The sequence below is a fragment of the Nocardia sp. NPDC058114 genome, from assembly GCF_042884695.1.
GTDB lineage: Bacteria > Actinomycetota > Actinomycetes > Mycobacteriales > Mycobacteriaceae > Nocardia.
Genome location: NZ_JBHVTK010000003.1, coordinates 345,859 through 365,390, shown reverse-complemented (window position 1 = coordinate 365,390; position 19,532 = coordinate 345,859). Strand labels below are relative to the sequence as shown.

Genomic DNA, 19,532 nt, shown 5'->3' with positions numbered 1-19,532 from the left:
ACCGCACCGCTTACCACCTAGTTCGCCAGATCGTCGATGGTGGCGGCTTCGTTCCTGGACAGGTTGATGCCCAGGTTCGCGGCCGCGCGCTCCAGATCCTCGTCTTCGCCGCCGCCCATCTCGATCGCGGCACCATCCGAAGACAGCACCTCGACGTTGAGGCACAGTGACTGGAGTTCCTTGAGGAGCACCTTGAACGACTCCGGGATGCCCGGCTCCGGAATGTTCTCGCCCTTGACGATGGCCTCGTAGACCTTCACGCGGCCGACCACGTCGTCGGACTTGATGGTCAGGAGTTCCTGCAGCGTGTACGCCGCACCGTAGGCCTGCATGGCCCAGCACTCCATCTCACCGAATCGCTGACCACCGAACTGCGCCTTACCACCCAGCGGCTGCTGCGTGATCATCGAGTACGGACCGGTCGAACGGGCGTGGATCTTGTCGTCGACCAGGTGGTGCAGCTTCAGGATGTACATGTAACCGACCGCGACCGGGTACGGGAACGGCTCACCCGAACGACCGTCGAACAGCGTCGACTTGCCGTCGGCGTTGACCATCCGCTCACCGTCACGGTTGGGCAGGGTCGACCCGAGCAGACCGGTCAGCTCGTCATCCTTGGCGCCGTCGAAGACGGGCGTGGCGATGTTCGAGTCGGCCGGCGCGGCCAGCATCTCCTCGGGCAGCGTCGCCGCCCAGTCGGGACGGGTGCCGTCCGCGGCCACGTCGATATTCCAGCCGGCCTTACCGATCCACCCGAGATGGGTTTCCAGGATCTGGCCGATGTTCATACGACGGGGCACACCGTGGGTGTTCAGGATGATGTCGACCGGCGTGCCGTCGGGCATGAACGGCATGTCCTCGATGGGGAGGATCTTGCCGATGACACCCTTGTTGCCGTGGCGACCGGCGAGCTTGTCGCCGTCCTGGATCTTGCGCTTCTGGGCCACGTAGACGCGGACCAGCTCGTTCACACCGGGAGGCAGATCGTCGTCGTCTTCACGCGAGAACACGCGAATGCCGATGACCTTGCCGGACTCACCGTGGGGCACCTTGAGCGAGGTGTCGCGCACTTCGCGAGCCTTCTCACCGAAGATGGCACGCAGCAGACGCTCTTCCGGGGTGAGCTCGGTCTCGCCCTTGGGCGTGACCTTGCCGACCAGGATGTCGCCGTCGCGGACCTCGGCACCGATGCGGATGATGCCGCGCTCGTCGAGGTCGGCGAGGACCTCGTCGGAGACGTTCGGGATGTCCCGGGTGATCTCCTCGGCACCGAGCTTGGTGTCGCGGGCATCGATCTCGTGCTCTTCAATGTGGATCGAGGTGAGAACGTCCTCTTCCACGAGGCGCTGCGACAGGATGATCGCGTCCTCGTAGTTGTGGCCTTCCCACGGCATGATCGCGACGAGCAAGTTCTTGCCCAGCGCCATCTCACCGTTCTCGGTGCAGGGGCCGTCCGCGAGGACCTGCCCCTTCTCCACCCGATCGCCCTCGTCCACGATCGGACGCTGGTTCGAGCAGGTGCCCTGGTTCGACCGGTTGAACTTGCGCATCCGGTAGGACTTGCGGCTGCCGTCGTCGGCCATCACGGTGACGTAATCGGCCGAGACCTCTTCGACAACGCCGGGCTTCTCGTTGACAACAACGTCGCCCGCGTCGACGGCTGCGCGCAGCTCCATGCCGGTACCCACGATCGGGGACTCGGAACGGATCAGCGGCACGGCCTGACGCTGCATGTTCGCGCCCATCAGCGCACGGTTGGCATCGTCGTGCTCGAGGAACGGGATCATGGCCGTCGCGACCGACACCATCTGGCGCGGCGAGATGTCCATGAAGTCGACCTGAGCCGGCGTCACGAACTCGACCTCTTCGCCCGCACGGCGGACGAGGACCTTCTCCTCGAGGAAGCGACCCTCGGCGTCGACCGGGGAGTTGGCCTGCGCGCGAACGTAGCGGTCTTCCTCGTCGGCGGTCAGGTACTTGACCTCGTCGGTGACCTTGCCGTCGACAACCTTCTGGTACGGCGTCTCGATGAAGCCGAACGGGTTGACCCGCGCGTACACCGACAGCGAACCGATCAGGCCGATGTTCGGGCCTTCCGGGGTCTCGATCGGGCACATGCGGCCGTAGTGCGACGGGTGGACGTCACGAACTTCCAGACCGGCGCGCTCACGGGACAGACCACCCGGGCCCAGCGCCGACAGGCGGCGCTTGTGGGTCAGACCCGACAGCGGGTTGTTCTGGTCCATGAACTGCGACAGCTGCGAAGTTCCGAAGAACTCCTTGATCGCCGCGACGACCGGACGGATGTTGATCAGGGTCTGCGGCGTGATCGCCTCGACGTCCTGAGTCGTCATCCGCTCACGAACGACACGCTCCATGCGGGACAGGCCCACGCGGATCTGGTTCTGGATGAGCTCACCGACAGTGCGCAGACGACGGTTACCGAAGTGGTCGATGTCGTCGATCTCGACGGGGACCTCTTCACCGCCGGGGGCGGTCATCGTGCGGTCACCGGCGTGCAGACGCACCAGGTACTCGATGGTGTCGACGATGTCTTCCTTGGTGAGAACCGAGGAGGTCACCGGCTCGTGCACGTGGATGCCGAGCTTCTTGTTGATCTTGTAGCGACCGACGCGGGCCAGGTCGTAGCGCTTCTCCTTGAAGAACAGGTTCTCCAGCAGAGTCTGCGCGGACTCCTTGGTCGGCGGCTCGCCCGGACGCAGCTTGCGGTAGATATCGAGCAGCGCCTCGTCCTGGCCGGGCGTGCTGTCCTTCTCCAGGGTGGACATCATGATCTCGGAGAAGCCGAAACGCTCGACGATCTCCTCGGTCGTCCAACCCAGCGCCTTGAGCAGCACGGTGACCGGCTGACGACGCTTGCGGTCGATACGGACACCGACGGTGTCGCGCTTGTCGACGTCGAACTCCAGCCACGCGCCGCGCGACGGGATCACGCGCACGCTGTGCAGGTCCTTCTCGGTGGTCTTGTCGATGTTGTGATCGAAGTAGACGCCCGGGGAACGGACCAGCTGGGAGACGACGACACGCTCGGTGCCGTTGATGATGAAGGTGCCCTTGTCGGTCATCATGGGGAAATCGCCCATGAACACCGTCTGGCTCTTGATCTCGCCGGTGTTGTTGTTGATGAACTCCGCGGTGACGAACAACGGCGCCGCGTAGGTCATGTCCTTCTCTTTGCACTCGTCGATGGAGGCCTTGACCTCTTCGAAGCGCGGATCAGAGAACGACAGGGACATGGATCCGGAGAAGTCCTCGATCGGCGAGAGCTCTTCGAGCACCTCTTCGAGGCCGCCTGCGAGACCGACGTCGCCGCGAGCGGCCGCCTTCTCACGCCAGTCGGGAGTACCGACCAACCAGGCGAACGAGTCCGTTTGTAGGTCGAGAAGTCCGGGCACCTCCAAGGGCTCTCGGATCTTCGCGAACGAAACCCTCAAAGGGGCTCCGGGGATACCAGCCTTGGTCTGGGTGGAGACTGCCAAGATGCGTCCTTCCAGCACCTCACGCGCGTCGCGTGGTGGTCCGCGACCGTCGCTTGTCTGCTACGAATTCCGCTGGTTACAGCCCGAACGAAACCAGAACAAGCAGCAGCGGAAGTAACACCGGAAGGGTGGAACTTTCGAGTGCGAATCAAGGTGTGGACAGGAGGCAGCCAGCGCAACGTCCAAACTTACACCCCTAGACAAGGGAGTGTCAACATACCATCCGTGTGACCGGACGCACGGGATAACGCGCCGAAGCCCTGGACGCTGGCCGCGTCGGGTTCCTTCACCGCTGCGCGCCCTGCCGCCGACTCCCCCGAGACGACCGCTCACTTGGCGCTGAGCCCTCTATTCAACTGGCGCCGACCCCTGTCAGCTGGTGCTGGGCCGAATTCTCGCTGGCGTTGATGCCCCTCAACAGCTCACGCTGCTGTGAATAGGGTGACGGTTTGCGAGCCCCTCGTCAAGTGGCGCGCGAAGGTCTGTTCGCGATGCGAGATCGCCTGGCGCGCTGGGGATCCCCCACCCCGCGCCGCGGTCATTTTACTCGCGACACGCCGTGCGCGCCACCCCGGCGACGGCCGGTCAGCAGTTGTTTTCCGCCCTGTCACGCAGAAGAGCCCCGGCCGTAGGCCGGGGCTCATCCGAGGCGTAAAAGTCGCTCAGCCGTTGATCTGGCCGTGCGGAACGGTCTTGAACGTTTCGGTGGGCTGATCGTTGCCGCCGTAGGCAGCCATCACCTGAGTGTCATCGGAGGAATCCAGCGACTCGCGGATCGCCACCTGTGCCGCGTGCGGCAGGGTGTGGATGATCTCGCGCACGCGCGCCTGACGGCGGAACACGGCCTGGCGGGCGGGCATGCCGGGCTCGGCCTTCATCTGCGGGATGATGCCGTCGATCTCCTCGGCGCCACCGTGGTGGTGACCGGCGTCGACGAGCGCCTGCTCGCGCGCCATCTGCGCCTCGTCCTTCTCCTCCGACATACCGATCGGGCCGATCATGCGGCCGTTGAGGAACTGCTTGACCACCGGCTCCTCGCTGGTGAGCAGCACCTCACGGGGGCCGAACATCACCAGGTTGCGGCGGAAGAGCATGCCGATGTTGTCCGGCACGGTACGGGCCAGGTTGATGTTGTGCGTCACGATCAGGATCGTGGCATCGATCTGCGCGTTGATGTTGAGCAGCAGCTGCGCCAGGTACGAGGTACGCACCGGGTCGAGGCCCGAGTCGGGCTCATCGACGAGGATGATCTGCGGGTCGAGGACCAGCGCGCGGGCCAGACCGGCGCGCTTGCGCATACCGCCGGAGATCTCGCCGGGCAGCTTGCCCTCGGCGCCGAGCAGACCGGTCAGCTCGAGCTTCTCCATGACCACGCGGCGGATCTCGGATTCCGACTTCTTCGTGTGCTCACGAAGCGGGAACGCGATGTTGTCGTACAAATTCATCGACCCGAACAGCGCGCCGTCCTGGAAAAGGACGCCGAACAGTTTGCGGATCTCGTAGAGCTCCTTGTTGGAGCAGGTCATGATGTCGGTGCCATCGATGAAGATCGACCCGCGCTCGGGCCGCAGCAGACCGATGAGCGACTTCAGGAACACCGACTTACCCGTACCCGATGGGCCGAGCAATGCACTGACCTCACCCGAAGGGAGCGTGATCGACACGTCCTGCCAAATTCGCTGTGAACCGAAGGATTTTGTTACACCCTCGGTCCTGACCTCGACGCCCACTGCTACCTCCATTGATCCCTGCGAGCACCCCACCCGCGTTCCCGCGCGCTCACATCACGGCGGTGCGCTACGACTCTGTGGGTCCGGTCACTGTAACCCATCAGTGAGACGGGGCACACCCCTACATGACTGAAGAGTAACCTGGCGCGGCTACTACGACCCGGATCACTTTCGCATGTCCGGACAAATAGCAAACGGACGGCCCGGAAAGGACCGCCCGTTCACAACAGCACTGGTTCCGAATTACTTGACGGAAACCTTGGCGCCGGCCTCTTCGAGCTTCGCCTTGGCGGCCTCGGCGGCATCCTTGGCGACCTTCTCCAGGATCGGCTTCGGGGCGCCCTCGACCAGGTCCTTGGCTTCCTTCAGGCCCAGGCCCGAGACGATCTCACGGACCACCTTGATGACCTGGATCTTCTTGTCGCCGGCACCCTCGAGGATGACGTCGAACTCGTCCTGCTCTTCGGCAGCCTCGGCCGGAGCAGCGCCACCGGCGGCCGCGACGGCGACGGGGGCAGCGGCGGTGACGTCGAAGGTCTCTTCGAAGACCTTGACGAACTCAGCGAGCTCGAGCAGGGTCAGCTCCTTGAAGGCGCCGATCAGTTCTTCGGTGCTCAGCTTTGCCATGGTGGTTCCTTTCGTGGTGTACCTCGCAGCGCATACGCACCCCGAGGCGGGTAATAGATGTCTTATTCGGCGTCAGCCGCGGGTGCTTCTTCGGCAGCAGGAGCGCCTTCGGCACTCGTGCGCTTCTCGAGCAGCGCCTGGGCGAGCCGGGCGACCTGCGAAGCGGGAGCGGCGAACAGGGCGGCAGCCTGCGAAGGCTTGGCCTTGAACGCACCGGCCAGCTTGGCCAGCAGCACCTCGCGCGAATCGAGGTCAGCGATACGCTCGACCTCGGACACGGACAGCGCGCGGCCGTCCATGTATCCGCCCTTGATGACCAGGGACTTGTTGTCCTTGGCGAACTGCTTGAGCGCCTTGGCGGCATCGACCGGCTCACCCTGGATGAAGGTGATAGCGGTCGGGCCGACGAACAGCTCGTCGAGACCCGCCACACCGGCTTCGCCGGCAGCGATCTTGACCAGGGTGTTCTTGGCGACGGAGTACGTGGCGTCGGCGCCGAGCGCACGACGCAGCTCGGTGAGCTTGCCGACCGACAGGCCACGGTATTCCGTGACAACAGTGGCCGTGGAGTTCTTGAACTGCTCCGCGATCTCCGCGACAGCGGTGACCTTTTCAGGTTTCGCCATACTTCGCCTCCTCTCTGATGTCGGTTTCGTTGGTGCACTACCGAATCAGGGGCCGGCGACAAAACGAACGCCCCGGACGCAAGGCGTACCGGGGCGCAAAATATCTTCGGCCTCAGCTCTCCCTGCGTGGGTCGCCGGCAATGTCGCCGGACCTTCGATCGACACCGTGAAATTCGGCATCAACGACCAACGGTCTTCGGTAGAACGAATGGGTGTGGTCTTCGCCGGATGTATGCACATCCCGCATGACCGTTGACCACTGTACCTGCACCTCCCCCCATCTGCCAAAACGGGTATCCCCCGGTCCGATTCGGCCGGATCTGCTGTGATACAGACCACTTCGGCGACACAATGTGGCAGTGATCCTACCGAGAAGGTGTTACGCAGGGTGACAGTAATCTGGTTCACTCCAATGCTATGGCAACCTCCATAGTCGCTCCATCAGTGCTGCTGGACCGGCGTTCGCAGCGGTTTCTCGCGCTCGCCGTCATCTGTCTGGCCGAATTGCTCGTGGTACTCGACAACACCATCGTCAACGTCGCCCTTCCCTCGATCGGCGTCCAGCTACGGACCGGAGTCTCCGGCCTGCAGTGGGTCGTCGACGCCTACACCCTCACCTTCGCCGGCCTGCTGCTGGCGGCGGGCAACCTCGGCGACCGCTACGGCCGCCGCCGGATCATGACCATCGGCCTCGTCGGCATCGCGGTGATGTCGGTCGGCGGCGCACTCGCCGAAACGATGACGCAGGTCATCGTCGCCAGAGCCGCGATGGGCGTTTTCGCCGCCGCGGTCTTCCCCGCCACCCTCGCCCTGATCATCAATATCTTCACCGACCGGCGCGAACGCGCGCTGGCCATCGCCGCGTGGACCGCGATGGCCGGGTTCGCGATCGCCATCGGCCCGATCTCCGGCGGCTGGCTGCTCGAACATTTCAGCTGGCATTCGGTGTTCTGGATCAACGTGCCGGTGGCGCTGGTCGCACTGGTCGCGACGCTGATCTGGGTGCCCGAATCGCGCGCCGACCACATCGGCAAGCTCGATCTCGTCGGTATCGCGCTCTCGATCGCCGGGATCACGTTGCTGGTGTGGTCGATCATCGAAGCGCCGCACAATGGCTGGCTCTCGCTCACCACACTGTGCACCGCGGCGCTCGGCACCGTCCTGCTCGCCGCCTTCGTCACCTGGGAATTGCGCACTGCCGCACCGATTCTCGACATGCGGTTGTTCCGCAACCGCCGATTCTCGTTGCCCGCGCTGGCAATCGCCATCGGCTACTTCTCGATGTTCGGATTCCTTTTCCTGATCACCCAGTATTTCCAGGGCGTGCGCGAATACACCCCGCTCGAATTCGGTATCGCCTCATTGCCGTTCGCCTTCTCGGTCGCCATCGGCGCACCGGTCGCGACGCTGCTGGCACAACGGGTCGGTACCACCGCGGTACTGGTGATCGGCCTGCTACTCATCGGCGCGGGCCTCTACCTCGGCGGACAGGTCACCGTCGACAGCAGCTACCTGATCGGCGTGCTGCCCTCGATGGTGTTGATGGCGCTGGGTCTGGGCATCGTGCAGGGACCGGCCACCGAATCGATCATGTCCTCGCTGCCGCTGAACGAGGCGGGGGCGGGTTCGGCGGTCAACGACACGACCCGCGAGATCGGCGGCACGCTCGGTGTCGCGGTGCTCGGCTCGATCGTGGCCTCGTACTACACCAGCCGGATCGGCGCACGCATCGACGCCATCCCGATGGGCATCATGAACGACAACGAGAAGAGCCTGGTCAAGGCCAGTCCGCTGAGCGTGCTGGAACTGCGCAAACGTGAGCTCGCGCCGTTCTTCGAGACCCAACGCGAGAACCTGATCGTCGCCATGAAGGCCGCGACGCTCCAGGGCGCCCACGCCGCGTCCCTGGTCGCCACCGTCGCGGTGCTCGTCTGCGCGGTGATCGTGGCGATCTTCCTGCCCTGGCGGCCGCATGACGGAGAGTCCGTCCTGCTCGGCTGGCGCGAGACCGAGGACACCGAGGCGAAGAACTGACCGCACGCGCACCGGGCTGTCGCGGCCCGGTGCGCGCACGTCACACTCCGATTCGACGCAGATGAGCAGCCAGCTCGATCAATGCGATCGATGCGTTCAGCGCAAACTCCCGATCCGCGACCAGCCCGTCCTCGTCGACCTCGGCGCCGAGCACCGGCACTCGCAGACACGCCCGCTCGACGACATCGGCGCCGACGTAACCGAGCACCGTGGACAGCGTGTCCAGCGCACCCTCGCCGCGGCCCGGTTGGGCCACCGACAACCAGGCCGTGGGCTTCTCGTACAGGTCCGCCGTACCGACGGTCCAGTCGAGCAGGTTCTTCAAGCTGCCGGGCAGCGTCCCCGCGTATTCGGGGGTGCAGATGAGCACCGCGTGCGCGGTGGCGAGCTCGGCGCGGAGGTCGACCACCGCGGGATAGTCGTCCGGATCGTCGCCGGGAACGAAAGCGGGCAGGTCACGCAGGCCGGTATAGAGGTCGGCGCGCATCCCGTCGGGCGCGAGCCCGGCCAGGGTGCGGAGGGCGGCGGTATTGGTAGATCCGGCTCTGGTGCTACCGGAGATCAGCAGAATCCTGGTCACACCTGTGCGCAACCGGGATGCCGGGGCGATTAGTCCCCCGAAAGACCACGAGGGTGGGAACGCTGTGCGTTCCCACCCTCGTGTTGCTCTCAGGAGCTAGCTGTCAGCCGAAGCTCACGCATCCTCGTCGAGGAGGTTGCGGGTACGGTTCGGGTCCACCGGGATGCCCGGTCCGGTGTTCGTCGAAACCGTGATCTTCTTGACGTAGCGACCCTTGGCGGTCGACGGCTTCACACGCAGGATCTCGTCCAGCGCGGCGCCGTAGTTCTCCACCAGCTTGGCGTCGTCGAAGGACGCCTTGCCGATGACGAAGTGCAGGTTGGCCTGCTTGTCGACGCGGAAGTTGATCTTGCCGCCCTTGATCTCGTTGACGGCCTTGGTCACATCGTTGGTGACGGTGCCCGTCTTCGGGTTCGGCATCAGACCACGCGGGCCGAGGACACGCGCGATGCGGCCGACCTTGGCCATCTGATCCGGGGTGGCGATCGCGGCGTCGAAGTCGAGCCAGCCGCCCTGGATCCGCTCGATCAAGTCCTCGGCGCCCACGGCGTCGGCGCCTGCGGCCTCGGCCTCGGAAGCCTTCTCACCCGCGGCGAACACGATGACGCGAGCGGTCTTACCGGTGCCGTGCGGCAGGTTGACGGTGCCACGGACCATCTGGTCGGCCTTGCGGGGATCCACGCCGAGACGGACGGCGACCTCGACGGTTGCGTCGGTCTTGGTGGTCGCGGTCTCCTTCGCCAGGCGCGCGGCGGCCAGCGGGGAGTACAGGTTGTCGCGATCGACCTTCTCAGCAGCGGCGAGGTACGCCTTGCTTCGTTTTGCCATGATTTTCTGTCCTTAAAGTTTCGAGTTCAGATGTGGTTGTCGGGCCTGGCCGGCCCTCCCACATGAGAGCGAGATTCGCTCAGCCTTCGACGGTGATACCCATCGAACGCGCGGTACCGGCGATGATCTTCGCGGCCTGATCGAGATCAGTGGCGTTGAGATCCTCGGCCTTGGTCTTGGCGATCTCCCGGACCTGGTCCATGGTGACCTTCGCGACCTTGGTCTTGTGCGGCTCAGCGGAGCCCTTCTGCACACCGGCGGCCTTGAGCAGCAGACGAGCGGCAGGCGGGGTCTTCAGCTTGAAGTCGAACGTCCGGTCCTCGTACACCGAGATCTCGACCGGGATGACGTTGCCACGCTGCGACTCGGTCGCGGCGTTGTACGCCTTGCAGAACTCCATGATGTTGACGCCGTGCTGACCGAGCGCGGGGCCGACCGGCGGTGCCGGGTTGGCTGCGCCGGCCTGGATCTGCAGCTTGATGATCCCGGCGAGCTTCTTCTTCTTGGGGGGCATCTTTCTTCCTTGGCTTTCTGGGGTTCGGTTCCTTACGGTTGCCGTAAGCCTCGTATCCGCGCACGACTAGGCCCCGACAAGTACTGCGGGGAAGTCAGAACACGAACCATCACACTCTACCGGACCTGCCACACGACCCAGCAATCGGGTGGTGACCAGCACAAACACCAACGGCACCGCCGGTGAGCGGTGCCGTTGACGCGAGTGTGGAAAATCCTAGATCTTGGAAACCTGGGTGAAGTTCAGCTCGACCGGGGTCTCGCGACCGAAGATCGACACCAGCACCTTGAGCTTCTGCTGCTCGGCGTTGACCTCGGAGATCGAGGCGGGCAGCGTCGCGAACGGGCCGTCCATGACGGTGACCGACTCGCCGACCTCGAAGTCGACCTCGATAGTGGGCTTGCCCGAAGCCGCGCTACCGGTATCCGAACCACCGGCAGCGGCCGCGGCGGCCTTCTTCTGCGCCTGCGCACCGGCCGGAACCAGGAACTTCACGACCTCGTTGATGGTCAGCGGGGTCGGCTTGGCGCCGGGGCCACCGCCGGTCATACCGACGAAACCGGTGACGCCGGGGGTGTTGCGCACCGCGCCCCACGACTCGTTGTTCAGTTCCATCCGGACCAGGATGTAGCCCGGCAGCACCTTGCGGTTGACGTTCTTCTTCTGGCCGTTCTTGATCTCGGTGACCTCTTCGGTCGGCACCTCGACCTGGAAGATGTAGTCCTCGAGTCCGAGGTTCTGCACGCGGGTCTCGAGGTTGGTCTTGACCTTGTTCTCGTAGCCCGCGTACGAGTGCACGACGTACCAGTCGCCGGGCACGCGGCGCAGCTTGGTCTTCATCGACTCGATCGGGTCGGCCTCGGGGTCGTCCTCGGTGGCGACTTCTTCGATCACGGCTTCATCGACGACCTCGTCGGCAGCGGCTTCGTCGGCATCGGCGAGCTCGGCGGCCTCGACCTCGTCGGTGGCGGTTTCCGCCACGACAGCGTCGTCAACCGGGAACTCGTCGTTGGTGTCGTTCTCCGGGGTGCTCACTGAGGCACTCGCTTCCTGTGTCGTCACGTACATCCTCTGGGCCGGGTCGGGTGCGCGGAGGCACACTCCGCCGTTCCGACCCGCGATCGGCTACCGGCGTGGGTGTCGGCGATCAGCCGAACAGCCAGTCGACACCCTTGACGAACGCCACGTCGATCCCGGCGATGAACGCGACCATGAAGACCACGAACACCAGAACGACGGCCGTATAGGTGACCATCTGCTTCCGGTTGGGCCAGATCACCTTGCGCAGTTCCGCGATGACCTCTCGCAGGAACTTGAGCAGCCGCTTGAACGGGTTGCCCGTCTTTGCCTTACCGGCGGTCTTGTCTGCCTTGCGCGAGGCCGACGGCCGATCGAGCGTGGCCACCGATCCGTTGTCTGCCGGAGCATCCGACGCGCGCACACGACGAGCAGACCGCTTGCCACTCGGTCGAGTGGCAGCGGCGGTGTCCTCGCTGTCTTCGCCGCGAGTATCCCGCTCGTCGCTCACGTCGATCCTCTCTCGTCGCTGGCATTCAGGGCAGGGGCGACAGGACTTGAACCTGCAACCTGCGGTTTTGGAGACCGCTGCTCTGCCAATTGAGCTACGCCCCTTCGGTTGGACCAGCCTGAGCCGTAATGCCCAACCACATTCGATATTCGGTTGTCTCCAGTGTCACACAACACGCGCGCCGCTTCCATGAGGAGATAACCCCTCGGGAAGATCAGCGCGCAGCATCTCGTGACCCCAGAGACCCGACTATACGTCACCGCGCGCGGTTATCGCCAATCCGGGACACCCGACCAGGTCAGGACAGCTGAACGGTTGCCGTGGCGCGGCCGAAGATCTTTTTGCCCGCCGACTTCGCCGTGATGGCGACAACAGCGGTGCGGGTCTGCGGATCGACCGATTTCACCTTGCCGGTGTATTCGACCTCCGCCGGGACATCGGAACCGACGTAGACCGGGCTGGTGAAGCGGACGTTGTATTCCTTCACCGCGCCGGGATCGCCCAGCCACGACGTGACGAAACCGCCGCCGAGCCCCATCGTGAGCATGCCGTGCGCGACCACGTTGTCCAGGCCGACCAGCTTCACGACCTCGTCGCTCCAGTGGATCGGGTTCGCGTCGCCGGACACGCCCGCGTAGTTGACGAGGTCGCCGCGGGTGAGTCGCGCCACGCGGGCGGGCAGCTCGTCGCCGACCGACACGCTGTCGAAGGACAGGGCGTGCACGCTGACCGTCGGCTCCGGCTGCTTGGTGACCGGGATGATCCCGACGGACAGCTCGGCCGGCGCGTGGTGGGCGGGCTCCTCCTCGCCGAGTCCGTGCATCAGCACGTTGCGGACCGCGTCCGACATCCGAGGATCGATGTCGCCACCACTGCGGCCGATCAGCGTGGTGTAGGTGGTGAGCACCAGTTCGTCGTCCTGGGCGGTGACGATGTTCTTGGTGACGATGATGTCGCCACCGAAGGCCTGCCGGAAAGAATGCAGATACACATCACAGGTCAACTGGTCGCCGACCCGAATCGGGCGGTGGAATTCCAGGATCTGATCGGTCTGCATGATCTGGCTCAGGTCGTAGCCGGTCACGATCCGTTCGAACAGCTTGCGCTGGGCGAGGATGCCCACCAGGGAGATGAACGTGAGCGGGGCGAGCAGACCCTGGTGGCCGTACTCGCGCGCGATGTCTTCCTCCCAGTGCACCGGGTGGTAATCCTGCACCGCACGGGCGTATTCGCGCACCTTCTCGCGGCCGACCTCGTAGTAGTCGTCGACGCGGTAGTGGTGGCCGACCATCGATGCCGCATGGGCGGCGGGATCGAAGGTTTCGGCGGCTGCGGCAGGGACCGCTTCGTGAGTTCCGGTGTTCACTGTCACAACGTGGACCTTACTCACTCGTAAGACAGCACCGAAGTCGACCGGTGTAAAACGTGATGCGTCCGGGTACTGTATCGGCCCCGAACTTTCCATGAACTTCCCGGGAAAAGCACAAAGGCCGGACTCTCGTCCGGCCTTCGGCAGATGTTTCTGAAAACTAGCGCGACTCGCGGTGCGCCCGGTGAGTTCCGCAGTTCGGGCAGAACTTCTTCAGCTCGAGGCGATCCGGGTCGTTACGCCGGTTCTTCTTGGTGATGTAGTTGCGGTGCTTGCACTCGTCGCAGGCCAAGGTGATCTTTGGCCGGACATCGGTGGACTTCGCGGCCACGATTTGCCTTCTTTCCGGTCTGGGCTGAGTTGAAATTGGTAGCGATGGCCGGACTTGAACCGGCGACACAACGATTATGAGTCGTTTGCTCTACCAACTGAGCTACACCGCCACGGCGGACTAATATCCCGATGATGCCGCGGTAAGCCGCTCACCACCGGCAATCCGGCGAGCCCCCTAACGGAATCGAACCGTTGACCTTTTCCTTACCATGGAAACGCTCTACCGACTGAGCTAAGGGGGCATGACTACGTGGCACAGAGTCTGTATCGGCAAGCCGATCAGCGTGACCCCGTGCTCCGGCGTCCTGAACGAGATTACACACTCCCCGGCCAGAGCACCAAATCGGCAGCTCAAAGGGCATTTTCACGGGGTTCAGATCGCTGATTCCGACCCGCTCACATCGAGGCTACCCGGATCCGCGCGAGAACAACCCGCAGAACCAAGGAACCCCCGCCGATCTTCATGATCGACGGGGGTTCGATGTGGCAGATGTAGGATTCGAACCTACGTAGGCATAAGCCGACGGATTTACAGTCCGCTCCCATTGGCCGCTCGGGCAATCTGCCGTGTGCGCCGTTTCCGGTGCGCTGAGCAGCTTACAACGTACCCACCCGGACTATCAAAACGCCTGCACAGACCCCCTGCGAGCACCGGTCGTCCCCCGATGCGGGTACAACTGTCTCGGTGGCCGGCACATCCCGGCCCCGGAGTTCGCCGGACCTTCACAGGACAGGAGCGCAGTGTGGCTGATTCGTCATTCGACGTCGTGAGCAAGGTCGATCGACAGGAGGTCGACAACGCTCTGCATCAGGCGGAGAAGGAGCTGAACTCGCGCTACGACTTCAAGGGCACCGATGCGTCGATCGCATGGTCGGGCGAGGAGGCCATCGTGCTGACCGCCAATGCCGAGGAGCGGGTGCAGGCGGCGCTCGACGTCTTCAAGGAGAAGCTGATCCGTCGCGACATCTCGCTGAAGGCGTTCGACGCCGGCGAGGCGCAGCCGTCGGGCAAGATCTTCAAGATCACCGGCACCTTGGTGCAGGGTATCGACACCGAGAAGGCGAAGAAGATCTCGAAGAAGATCCGCGACGAGGGCCCCAAGGGCGTCAAGGCGCAGATCCAGGGTGAGGAGCTGCGGGTCAGCAGCAAGAAGCGCGATGACCTGCAGGAAGTGATCTCGCTGCTCAAGGGCGAGGACTTCGGAATCGCCCTGCAGTTCGTCAACTACCGATAGGTCCGGTGTGGGCGGCACTCAGTCGTGATGAGTGCCGCCGGCCATCTCCTCCAGACGCTTGATGCGCTCGTCCATCGGGGGGTGGGTGGAGTACCAGCGGGCGACGCGGTCGCCCGCGCGGAACGGGTTGGCGATCATCAGATGCGATTCGCTGGTGATCTTGGGGTCCGGCGGCAGCGGGGCCGCCTGGACGCCGCGTTCGATCTTGCGCAGGGCCGAGGCAAGGGCCAGCGGGTCGCCGGTGAGCTCGGCGCCGGACTGGTCGGCCTGGTACTCCCGCGATCGCGAGACCGCCATCTTGATCAGGCCCGCCGCGATCGGCCCGAGCAGTGAGACCAGCAGCACACCGATGATGTTCGGTCCGTTGCCGTCTCTGCTGCCGAACGAACTCGCGAAGAACGCCATGTTCGCCAGACCGGTGATGACCGAGGCCATCGCGCCCGCCACCGACGAGATCAGGATGTCGCGGTTGTAGACGTGGGACAGCTCGTGGCCGAGGACCGCGCGCAGCTCGCGCTCGTCGAGCAATTGCAGGATGCCGCTGGTACAGCAGACCGCGGCGTGGCGCGGATTGCGGCCGGTGGCGAACGCGTTGGGGGCGCTGGTGGGACTGATGTAGAGCCGCGGCATCGGCTGGCGCGCCGTGGTCGCGAGCTCGCGCACGATCCGGTACATGACCGGCGCCTCCAGTTCGCTCACCGGTTGCGCGTGCATCGCCTTCAAGGCCAGCTTGTCGCTGTTGAAGTAGGCGTAGGCGTTCATGCCGATGGCCAGCACGATCGAGATGATCAGGATCGTCGGGCTGCGGAACATCGCCCCGATGGCGACGATCAACGCCGACATCCCCACCATCAAACCGAACGTCTTGATCCCATTGGGCATTTCCGCCTCCCCGCGCCTTGTGCCGGTCGTCAGGCGCTGCGTTCGTCAGGCATCGGGCCTGCGGTGGACAACGGGAACGGTTCTGGGCGTACCCGGCGAGTTACCCATGTGCTGTCGAAATCTGTTGTTTCGTCGCGACAGGACAACGTGCGCCGGGTGGTGTTGGTTCCTGGTCAGCCGACGCGTTCGATCGTGTAGCGGACGAGGCGGGTGAGGGCGTCGTTGGCGGGGCCGGGCGGAAGCGCGGCGAGCTCGGTATCGGCGAGGTCGGCGTATTCGGCCAGCTTTTCCTTGGCCAGCGCCATGCCGGGCGAGCGGCGCAGCAGTTCCAGTGCCTCGTCTACCCCGGCGTCGGTTTCCAGCGGGCGCGCCAGCAGGGTGCGCAGTCGGTCGCCGTCGGCGCCGGTCTCGCGCAGGGCGTAGAGCACCGGCAGGGTGTGCACGCCTTCGCGCAGGTCGGTGCCCGGGGTCTTGCCCGACTGCTCGGCAGAGGACGAGATGTCGATGATGTCGTCGGAGATCTGGAACGCCGTGCCGACCGCGTCGCCGAGGCGCGCCAGGCGTTCCACGTGCTCGAGTCCCGCGCCGGAGAAGGTGCCGCCGAAACGGCCCGCGGCGGCGATGAGCGAGCCGGTCTTCTCCCACACCACGCGCAGGTAGTGCTCGACGGGGTCCTGGGTCTGCTTGGCGCCCATGGTTTCCCGCATCTGGCCCGTGACCAGCTCGGCGAAGGTCTCGGCGATGATGCGGACCGCGTCGGGACCGAGGGTGGAGGTCAGGCGCGAGGCGTGGGCGAACAGGTAATCGCCCGCCAGGATCGCGATGTTGTTACCCCACCGCGAGTTGACGCTCTCCGCGCCACGACGCTGCGTCGCCTCGTCCATGACGTCGTCGTGGTAGAGCGTCGCGAGGTGCACGAGTTCCACGACCGTGCCCGCGGTGATCAGCGCCGGGTCGGTCGGATTGGGTCCGAGCTGGCCGGTGAGCACGGTGAACAGCGGCCGGAACCGCTTGCCGCCCGCCCTGGCCAGGTGCAGCGCCGCCTCCTGGAGGAATTCCTCACCGTCGGAGAGTTCGTCGACGAGCAGTTTCTCGACCGCGGCCAGTCCGTCGCGCACGGTGACGGCGAGTTCGGGATCGACGAGATCTACCCCGGCAACCACGGTGCTTTCGTCGCTCACAGCCGATGTGCTCATTATCTTCTCCCAGCGATGCGTCCGACCCCGACGGGTAGCAACCTAGCGTGTCCCGGCACTATGGCCGATGAACCCCGTCACACAGTGACAATTCCCGGTGTACCCGACACTCTCGCACAGCGGCCGACAGTGCCAGTATTGAGCCATGGGTTCACCGGATCTCACCCCTGCCGACCGCGCTCCGCTGCCTGCCACCGTCGAGGTGCTGGTCGTCGGGGCAGGGCCCGCCGGTTCCGCGTCGGCGGCGTGGGCCGCGCGCGCCGGACGCGATGTGCTCCTGCTCGATTCGGCGGTTTTCCCGCGCGACAAGACGTGTGGTGACGGGCTGACGCCCCGCGCCACCGCCGAGCTGGAACATCTGGGTCTCGGCGAATGGTTGCGCGCGCACACCGTGAACCACGGCCTGCGGATGGCGGGTTTCGGCAAGGAAGCGCTGCTGCCGTGGCCGGGTGGGTCGTTCCCGACGTACGGAAGTGCGGTTCCACGAACCGAACTCGACGACAAACTGCGCGAGACCGCGATCAAGTCGGGTGCGCGGATGGTCGACGGCGCGAAGGTCACCGAGGTATTGCGCGAGGGTGAGCGGGTCACCGGGGTGACGGTGCGGATCGGCGCGGCCACCCACACGGTGCGCTGCCGGGTACTGGTGGTGGCCGACGGCGTGCGCTCCCCCGTCGGAAAACAGCTGGGTCGCACCTGGCATCGCCGCTACGCCTACGGGACCGCGGCCCGCGCCTACATCAAGTCCGGTCGCAGCGACGATCAGTGGATCTCCTCGCATCTGGAGCTGCGCAATGCCGCCGACGAGCTGGTCCCCGGCTACGGCTGGATCTTCCCGCTCGGCAACGGCGAGGTGAACATCGGCGTCGGCTCGCTGGCCACCGAGGCGCGGCCCTCGCACGTCGCCCTCAAGCCGCTGCTCGAGCACTACACCCAGCTGCGTCGCGAGGAATGGGAACTCGAGGGCGAACTGCGCGCGGTGGCCTCGGCGCTGCTGCCGATGGGCGGCGCGGTGTCGAACGTGGCGGGCCCGAACTGGGTGCTGGTCGGTGACGCCGCGGGCTGCGTGAACCCGCTCAACGGCGAAGGCATCGACTACGGCCTGGAAGGCGGGCACATGCTCGCGGACCTGCTCGACGAACCCGATCTGAGCCAAGCGTGGCCGCAGTTGCTGCGTGACCACTACGGACGCACCTTCTCCGTGGCGCGCAGGCTCGCCGGCCTGGCCACCCAGCCGAAGATGGTCCCACTCGGGGGGCCGCCGGTGATGCGCTCGAAGTATCTGCAGCGCACGGCGGTTCGCGTGATGGGCAATCTGGTGACCGACGAGGACCTCGACCTCACAGCCCGCGCCTGGCGAGCGGCCGGACGGGCGTCGCTGCGGGCCGACGAACTCCCGCCGTTCAGCTGATGGCCGACGCGAGGGTGCCGCTCACTGGAGCGGCACCCCTCGCTGTCGGCTCAGAGCTTGGCGAACCAGTTCTCGATGAATTTGCGTTCGCTGTTCAGGACGCGCTGGTGCAACTGTTCGGCCAGCGGCTCGATAGCGCCGCCGACCAGCGGAACCTTCACCTTGACCGTCCCGACGACCTCGATCTCGCTGCCCTCGGCGGTGGGCCGCAGTTCATAGGTGCCCGACATCTCGGTGGTGATGCCGCTGGTGTTGCCGGTGAAACTGCCCTTGGCGACCTCGCCTGCCAGTGGCTGCCAGTTGTCGGTGCGGACCAGGACGAGATCGCTCTTGAGCACCTTGCGCACCAGCGCGGGAACCTTGTCCTTACCGGGGGTTTCGGTCATATGGATGGTGATCGAATCGGGGCCGTCGGGATGGGAGAGTTCGATGGTCGCGGTCTCGGCGCCGGCGAAACGCGCCTGCCAGACGGCGTCGTCGACAAGTGCCCGGTGAAGCTCTTCGACCGGGACGGTGTAGGGCACGGTGAAGCTGAATTTGCGGGACATAGCGGGAATGTTAGGGGAGGGACTCGTGGGGCGTCGGCGCGTGCGGGAACTTCCGGTCCCCTAGGTGACCGGTACTGTGTGGCGGGTGTCGGAAACCAGCCTGTCGGAGCGGCGGAACAAGCGCCTGCGCCGGGTTCGGGTGTGGGTGGTCGGGGCAGCGACCGTGGTCAGCGTGCTGATGGTGTTGCTGGTACTCGCGGCTTGGCGCAACGACTTCGAAATCGAGCGCCATCGTGGCGTGACCTCCGGCGAGGTGCTGTCGGCGGGCCGGTTACGTTCGGCGGTGATCTATGTGACGCCCGACAGCGTGACCCACAATCCGAAGGTCGGCATCCTGTATCCGACAAATCTGACCGCTGGTCAGCGGATCAACGTGGAGTACAGCACGCGTGACCCCGACCTGGTCCGGGTGGCCGGGCGCGACGCACGGGTGGCGATCATCCCGGCAGCCTCGGTGATCTTCGTGGCGTGGGCGCTCGCCCTGCCGGTGCTCTGGATCGTGCGCCGCAAGCAGCGCGAGTCGTAACTTCGTTTGCTGTTCGCCCCGGCTTCACGTCGGTGTGGGGGTGTCGCGCGGTGTGGCGGTCACCC

The 19,532-nt window shown here is 65.2% G+C and carries 18 protein-coding genes and 4 tRNA genes; 4 read left to right on the top strand and 18 right to left on the bottom strand.

Features of this window, described 5'->3' with window-relative positions; translation table 11 throughout:
• Positions 1-17 precede the first annotated feature (17 nt).
• The 4 genes from ACFVVI_RS14325 to rplJ all read right to left on the bottom strand — a co-directional run bounded on the left by ACFVVI_RS14325 (position 18) and on the right by rplJ (position 6,483).
• Positions 18-3,518: a DNA-directed RNA polymerase subunit beta gene (locus ACFVVI_RS14325; RefSeq protein ID WP_378990961.1), complete on the bottom strand. Its 3,501-nt coding sequence runs from the start codon at positions 3,516-3,518 to the stop codon at positions 18-20.
• A 644-nt stretch (positions 3,519-4,162) separates the two neighbouring features.
• Positions 4,163-5,242: an ABC transporter ATP-binding protein gene (locus ACFVVI_RS14320; RefSeq protein WP_378634266.1), complete on the bottom strand. Its 1,080-nt coding sequence runs from the start codon at positions 5,240-5,242 to the stop codon at positions 4,163-4,165.
• A gap of 231 nt (positions 5,243-5,473) precedes the next feature.
• Complete coding sequence (rplL, locus tag ACFVVI_RS14315; protein WP_194826830.1) at positions 5,474-5,857, bottom strand: 50S ribosomal protein L7/L12; 384 nt, start codon at positions 5,855-5,857, stop codon at positions 5,474-5,476.
• A 62-nt stretch (positions 5,858-5,919) separates the two neighbouring features.
• Complete coding sequence (rplJ, locus tag ACFVVI_RS14310; RefSeq protein WP_062988862.1) at positions 5,920-6,483, bottom strand: 50S ribosomal protein L10; 564 nt, start codon at positions 6,481-6,483, stop codon at positions 5,920-5,922.
• 417 nt (positions 6,484-6,900) lie between these two features.
• Between rplJ and ACFVVI_RS14305 the strand changes: the two genes are divergently transcribed.
• Positions 6,901-8,517 carry an MFS transporter gene (locus ACFVVI_RS14305; RefSeq protein ID WP_378990963.1) on the top strand — a complete coding sequence of 539 codons (1,617 nt, stop codon included), beginning with the start codon at positions 6,901-6,903 and terminating at the stop codon, positions 8,515-8,517.
• A 40-nt stretch (positions 8,518-8,557) separates the two neighbouring features.
• Here ACFVVI_RS14305 and ACFVVI_RS14300 read toward each other — a convergent pair whose 3' ends face one another.
• The 11 genes from ACFVVI_RS14300 to ACFVVI_RS14250 form a co-directional block, all read right to left on the bottom strand.
• Positions 8,558-9,097, bottom strand: a complete 540-nt coding sequence (locus ACFVVI_RS14300) for an NADPH-dependent FMN reductase (RefSeq protein ID WP_387445712.1) — start codon at positions 9,095-9,097, stop codon at positions 8,558-8,560.
• 114 nt (positions 9,098-9,211) lie between these two features.
• A complete protein-coding gene (gene rplA, locus ACFVVI_RS14295) occupies positions 9,212-9,925 on the bottom strand; it encodes a 50S ribosomal protein L1 (RefSeq protein WP_301903705.1) in 714 nt (237 codons plus the stop codon).
• A gap of 79 nt (positions 9,926-10,004) precedes the next feature.
• The gene (rplK, locus tag ACFVVI_RS14290) at positions 10,005-10,439 is read right to left on the bottom strand and encodes a 50S ribosomal protein L11 (RefSeq protein ID WP_019049397.1); all 435 of its coding nucleotides are present in this window, start codon (positions 10,437-10,439) and stop codon (positions 10,005-10,007) included.
• Between the two features lie 216 nt (positions 10,440-10,655).
• Positions 10,656-11,474 (bottom strand): transcription termination/antitermination protein NusG, encoded by an 819-nt coding sequence (gene nusG, locus ACFVVI_RS14285; RefSeq protein WP_378990967.1) that lies wholly within the window; start codon positions 11,472-11,474, stop codon positions 10,656-10,658.
• 112 nt (positions 11,475-11,586) lie between these two features.
• Positions 11,587-11,967, bottom strand: a complete 381-nt coding sequence (gene secE / locus ACFVVI_RS14280) for a preprotein translocase subunit SecE (protein WP_378990968.1) — start codon at positions 11,965-11,967, stop codon at positions 11,587-11,589.
• 31 nt (positions 11,968-11,998) lie between these two features.
• Positions 11,999-12,071 (bottom strand) — tRNA-Trp (locus tag ACFVVI_RS14275).
• A 194-nt stretch (positions 12,072-12,265) separates the two neighbouring features.
• Positions 12,266-13,333: a fused (3R)-hydroxyacyl-ACP dehydratase subunits HadA/HadB gene (locus tag ACFVVI_RS14270; RefSeq protein ID WP_387445888.1), complete on the bottom strand. Its 1,068-nt coding sequence runs from the start codon at positions 13,331-13,333 to the stop codon at positions 12,266-12,268.
• A gap of 163 nt (positions 13,334-13,496) precedes the next feature.
• The gene (gene rpmG / locus ACFVVI_RS14265) at positions 13,497-13,667 is read right to left on the bottom strand and encodes a 50S ribosomal protein L33 (RefSeq protein WP_056814348.1); all 171 of its coding nucleotides are present in this window, start codon (positions 13,665-13,667) and stop codon (positions 13,497-13,499) included.
• A 36-nt stretch (positions 13,668-13,703) separates the two neighbouring features.
• Positions 13,704-13,779 (bottom strand) — tRNA-Met (locus ACFVVI_RS14260).
• Positions 13,780-13,838: 59 nt separating this feature from the next.
• Positions 13,839-13,911, bottom strand: a tRNA-Thr gene (locus ACFVVI_RS14255).
• A 242-nt stretch (positions 13,912-14,153) separates the two neighbouring features.
• A tRNA-Tyr gene (locus ACFVVI_RS14250) sits at positions 14,154-14,236 on the bottom strand.
• A 176-nt stretch (positions 14,237-14,412) separates the two neighbouring features.
• Between ACFVVI_RS14250 and ACFVVI_RS14245 the strand changes: the two genes are divergently transcribed.
• Positions 14,413-14,904 carry a YajQ family cyclic di-GMP-binding protein gene (locus tag ACFVVI_RS14245; RefSeq protein ID WP_378634254.1) on the top strand — a complete coding sequence of 164 codons (492 nt, stop codon included), beginning with the start codon at positions 14,413-14,415 and terminating at the stop codon, positions 14,902-14,904.
• Positions 14,905-14,922: 18 nt separating this feature from the next.
• On the opposite strand, the gene htpX is transcribed toward ACFVVI_RS14245, so the two are convergent.
• Positions 14,923-15,786 (bottom strand): zinc metalloprotease HtpX, encoded by an 864-nt coding sequence (gene htpX, locus ACFVVI_RS14240; RefSeq protein ID WP_387445711.1) that lies wholly within the window; start codon positions 15,784-15,786, stop codon positions 14,923-14,925.
• Positions 15,787-15,959: 173 nt separating this feature from the next.
• Entirely contained in the window at positions 15,960-16,982 is a 1,023-nt protein-coding gene (locus ACFVVI_RS14235; protein ID WP_387445709.1) for a polyprenyl synthetase family protein, read from the bottom strand.
• A gap of 145 nt (positions 16,983-17,127) precedes the next feature.
• Between ACFVVI_RS14235 and ACFVVI_RS14230 the strand changes: the two genes are divergently transcribed.
• Positions 17,128-18,393, top strand: coding sequence for a geranylgeranyl reductase family protein (locus tag ACFVVI_RS14230; protein WP_387445707.1), 1,266 nt, complete (start codon positions 17,128-17,130; stop codon positions 18,391-18,393).
• Positions 18,394-18,443: 50 nt separating this feature from the next.
• Here ACFVVI_RS14230 and ACFVVI_RS14225 read toward each other — a convergent pair whose 3' ends face one another.
• The gene (locus ACFVVI_RS14225; RefSeq protein WP_378658681.1) at positions 18,444-18,941 is read right to left on the bottom strand and encodes a DUF2505 domain-containing protein; all 498 of its coding nucleotides are present in this window, start codon (positions 18,939-18,941) and stop codon (positions 18,444-18,446) included.
• Between the two features lie 85 nt (positions 18,942-19,026).
• On the opposite strand from ACFVVI_RS14225, the gene ACFVVI_RS14220 reads away from it, so the two are divergent.
• Positions 19,027-19,467: a DUF3592 domain-containing protein gene (locus ACFVVI_RS14220; RefSeq protein ID WP_379316246.1), complete on the top strand. Its 441-nt coding sequence runs from the start codon at positions 19,027-19,029 to the stop codon at positions 19,465-19,467.
• Positions 19,468-19,532 lie beyond the last annotated feature (65 nt).

Bases quoted from the DNA above. Each gene is read 5' to 3' on its own strand.
- htpX (WP_387445711.1), bottom strand. From the start codon at position 15,786: ATGCCCAATGGGATCAAGACGTTCGGTTTGATGGTGGGGATGTCGGCG.
- ACFVVI_RS14320 (WP_378634266.1), bottom strand. From the start codon at position 5,242: ATGGAGGTAGCAGTGGGCGTCGAGGTCAGGACCGAGGGTGTAACAAAA.
- ACFVVI_RS14305 (WP_378990963.1), top strand. From the start codon at position 6,901: ATGGCAACCTCCATAGTCGCTCCATCAGTGCTGCTGGACCGGCGTTCG.
- ACFVVI_RS14235 (WP_387445709.1), bottom strand. From the start codon at position 16,982: ATGAGCACATCGGCTGTGAGCGACGAAAGCACCGTGGTTGCCGGGGTA.
- rplK (WP_019049397.1), bottom strand. From the start codon at position 10,439: ATGCCCCCCAAGAAGAAGAAGCTCGCCGGGATCATCAAGCTGCAGATC.
- rplA (WP_301903705.1), bottom strand. From the start codon at position 9,925: ATGGCAAAACGAAGCAAGGCGTACCTCGCCGCTGCTGAGAAGGTCGAT.
- ACFVVI_RS14225 (WP_378658681.1), bottom strand. From the start codon at position 18,941: ATGTCCCGCAAATTCAGCTTCACCGTGCCCTACACCGTCCCGGTCGAA.
- rplJ (WP_062988862.1), bottom strand. From the start codon at position 6,483: ATGGCGAAACCTGAAAAGGTCACCGCTGTCGCGGAGATCGCGGAGCAG.
- rplL (WP_194826830.1), bottom strand. From the start codon at position 5,857: ATGGCAAAGCTGAGCACCGAAGAACTGATCGGCGCCTTCAAGGAGCTG.
- ACFVVI_RS14230 (WP_387445707.1), top strand. From the start codon at position 17,128: ATGGGTTCACCGGATCTCACCCCTGCCGACCGCGCTCCGCTGCCTGCC.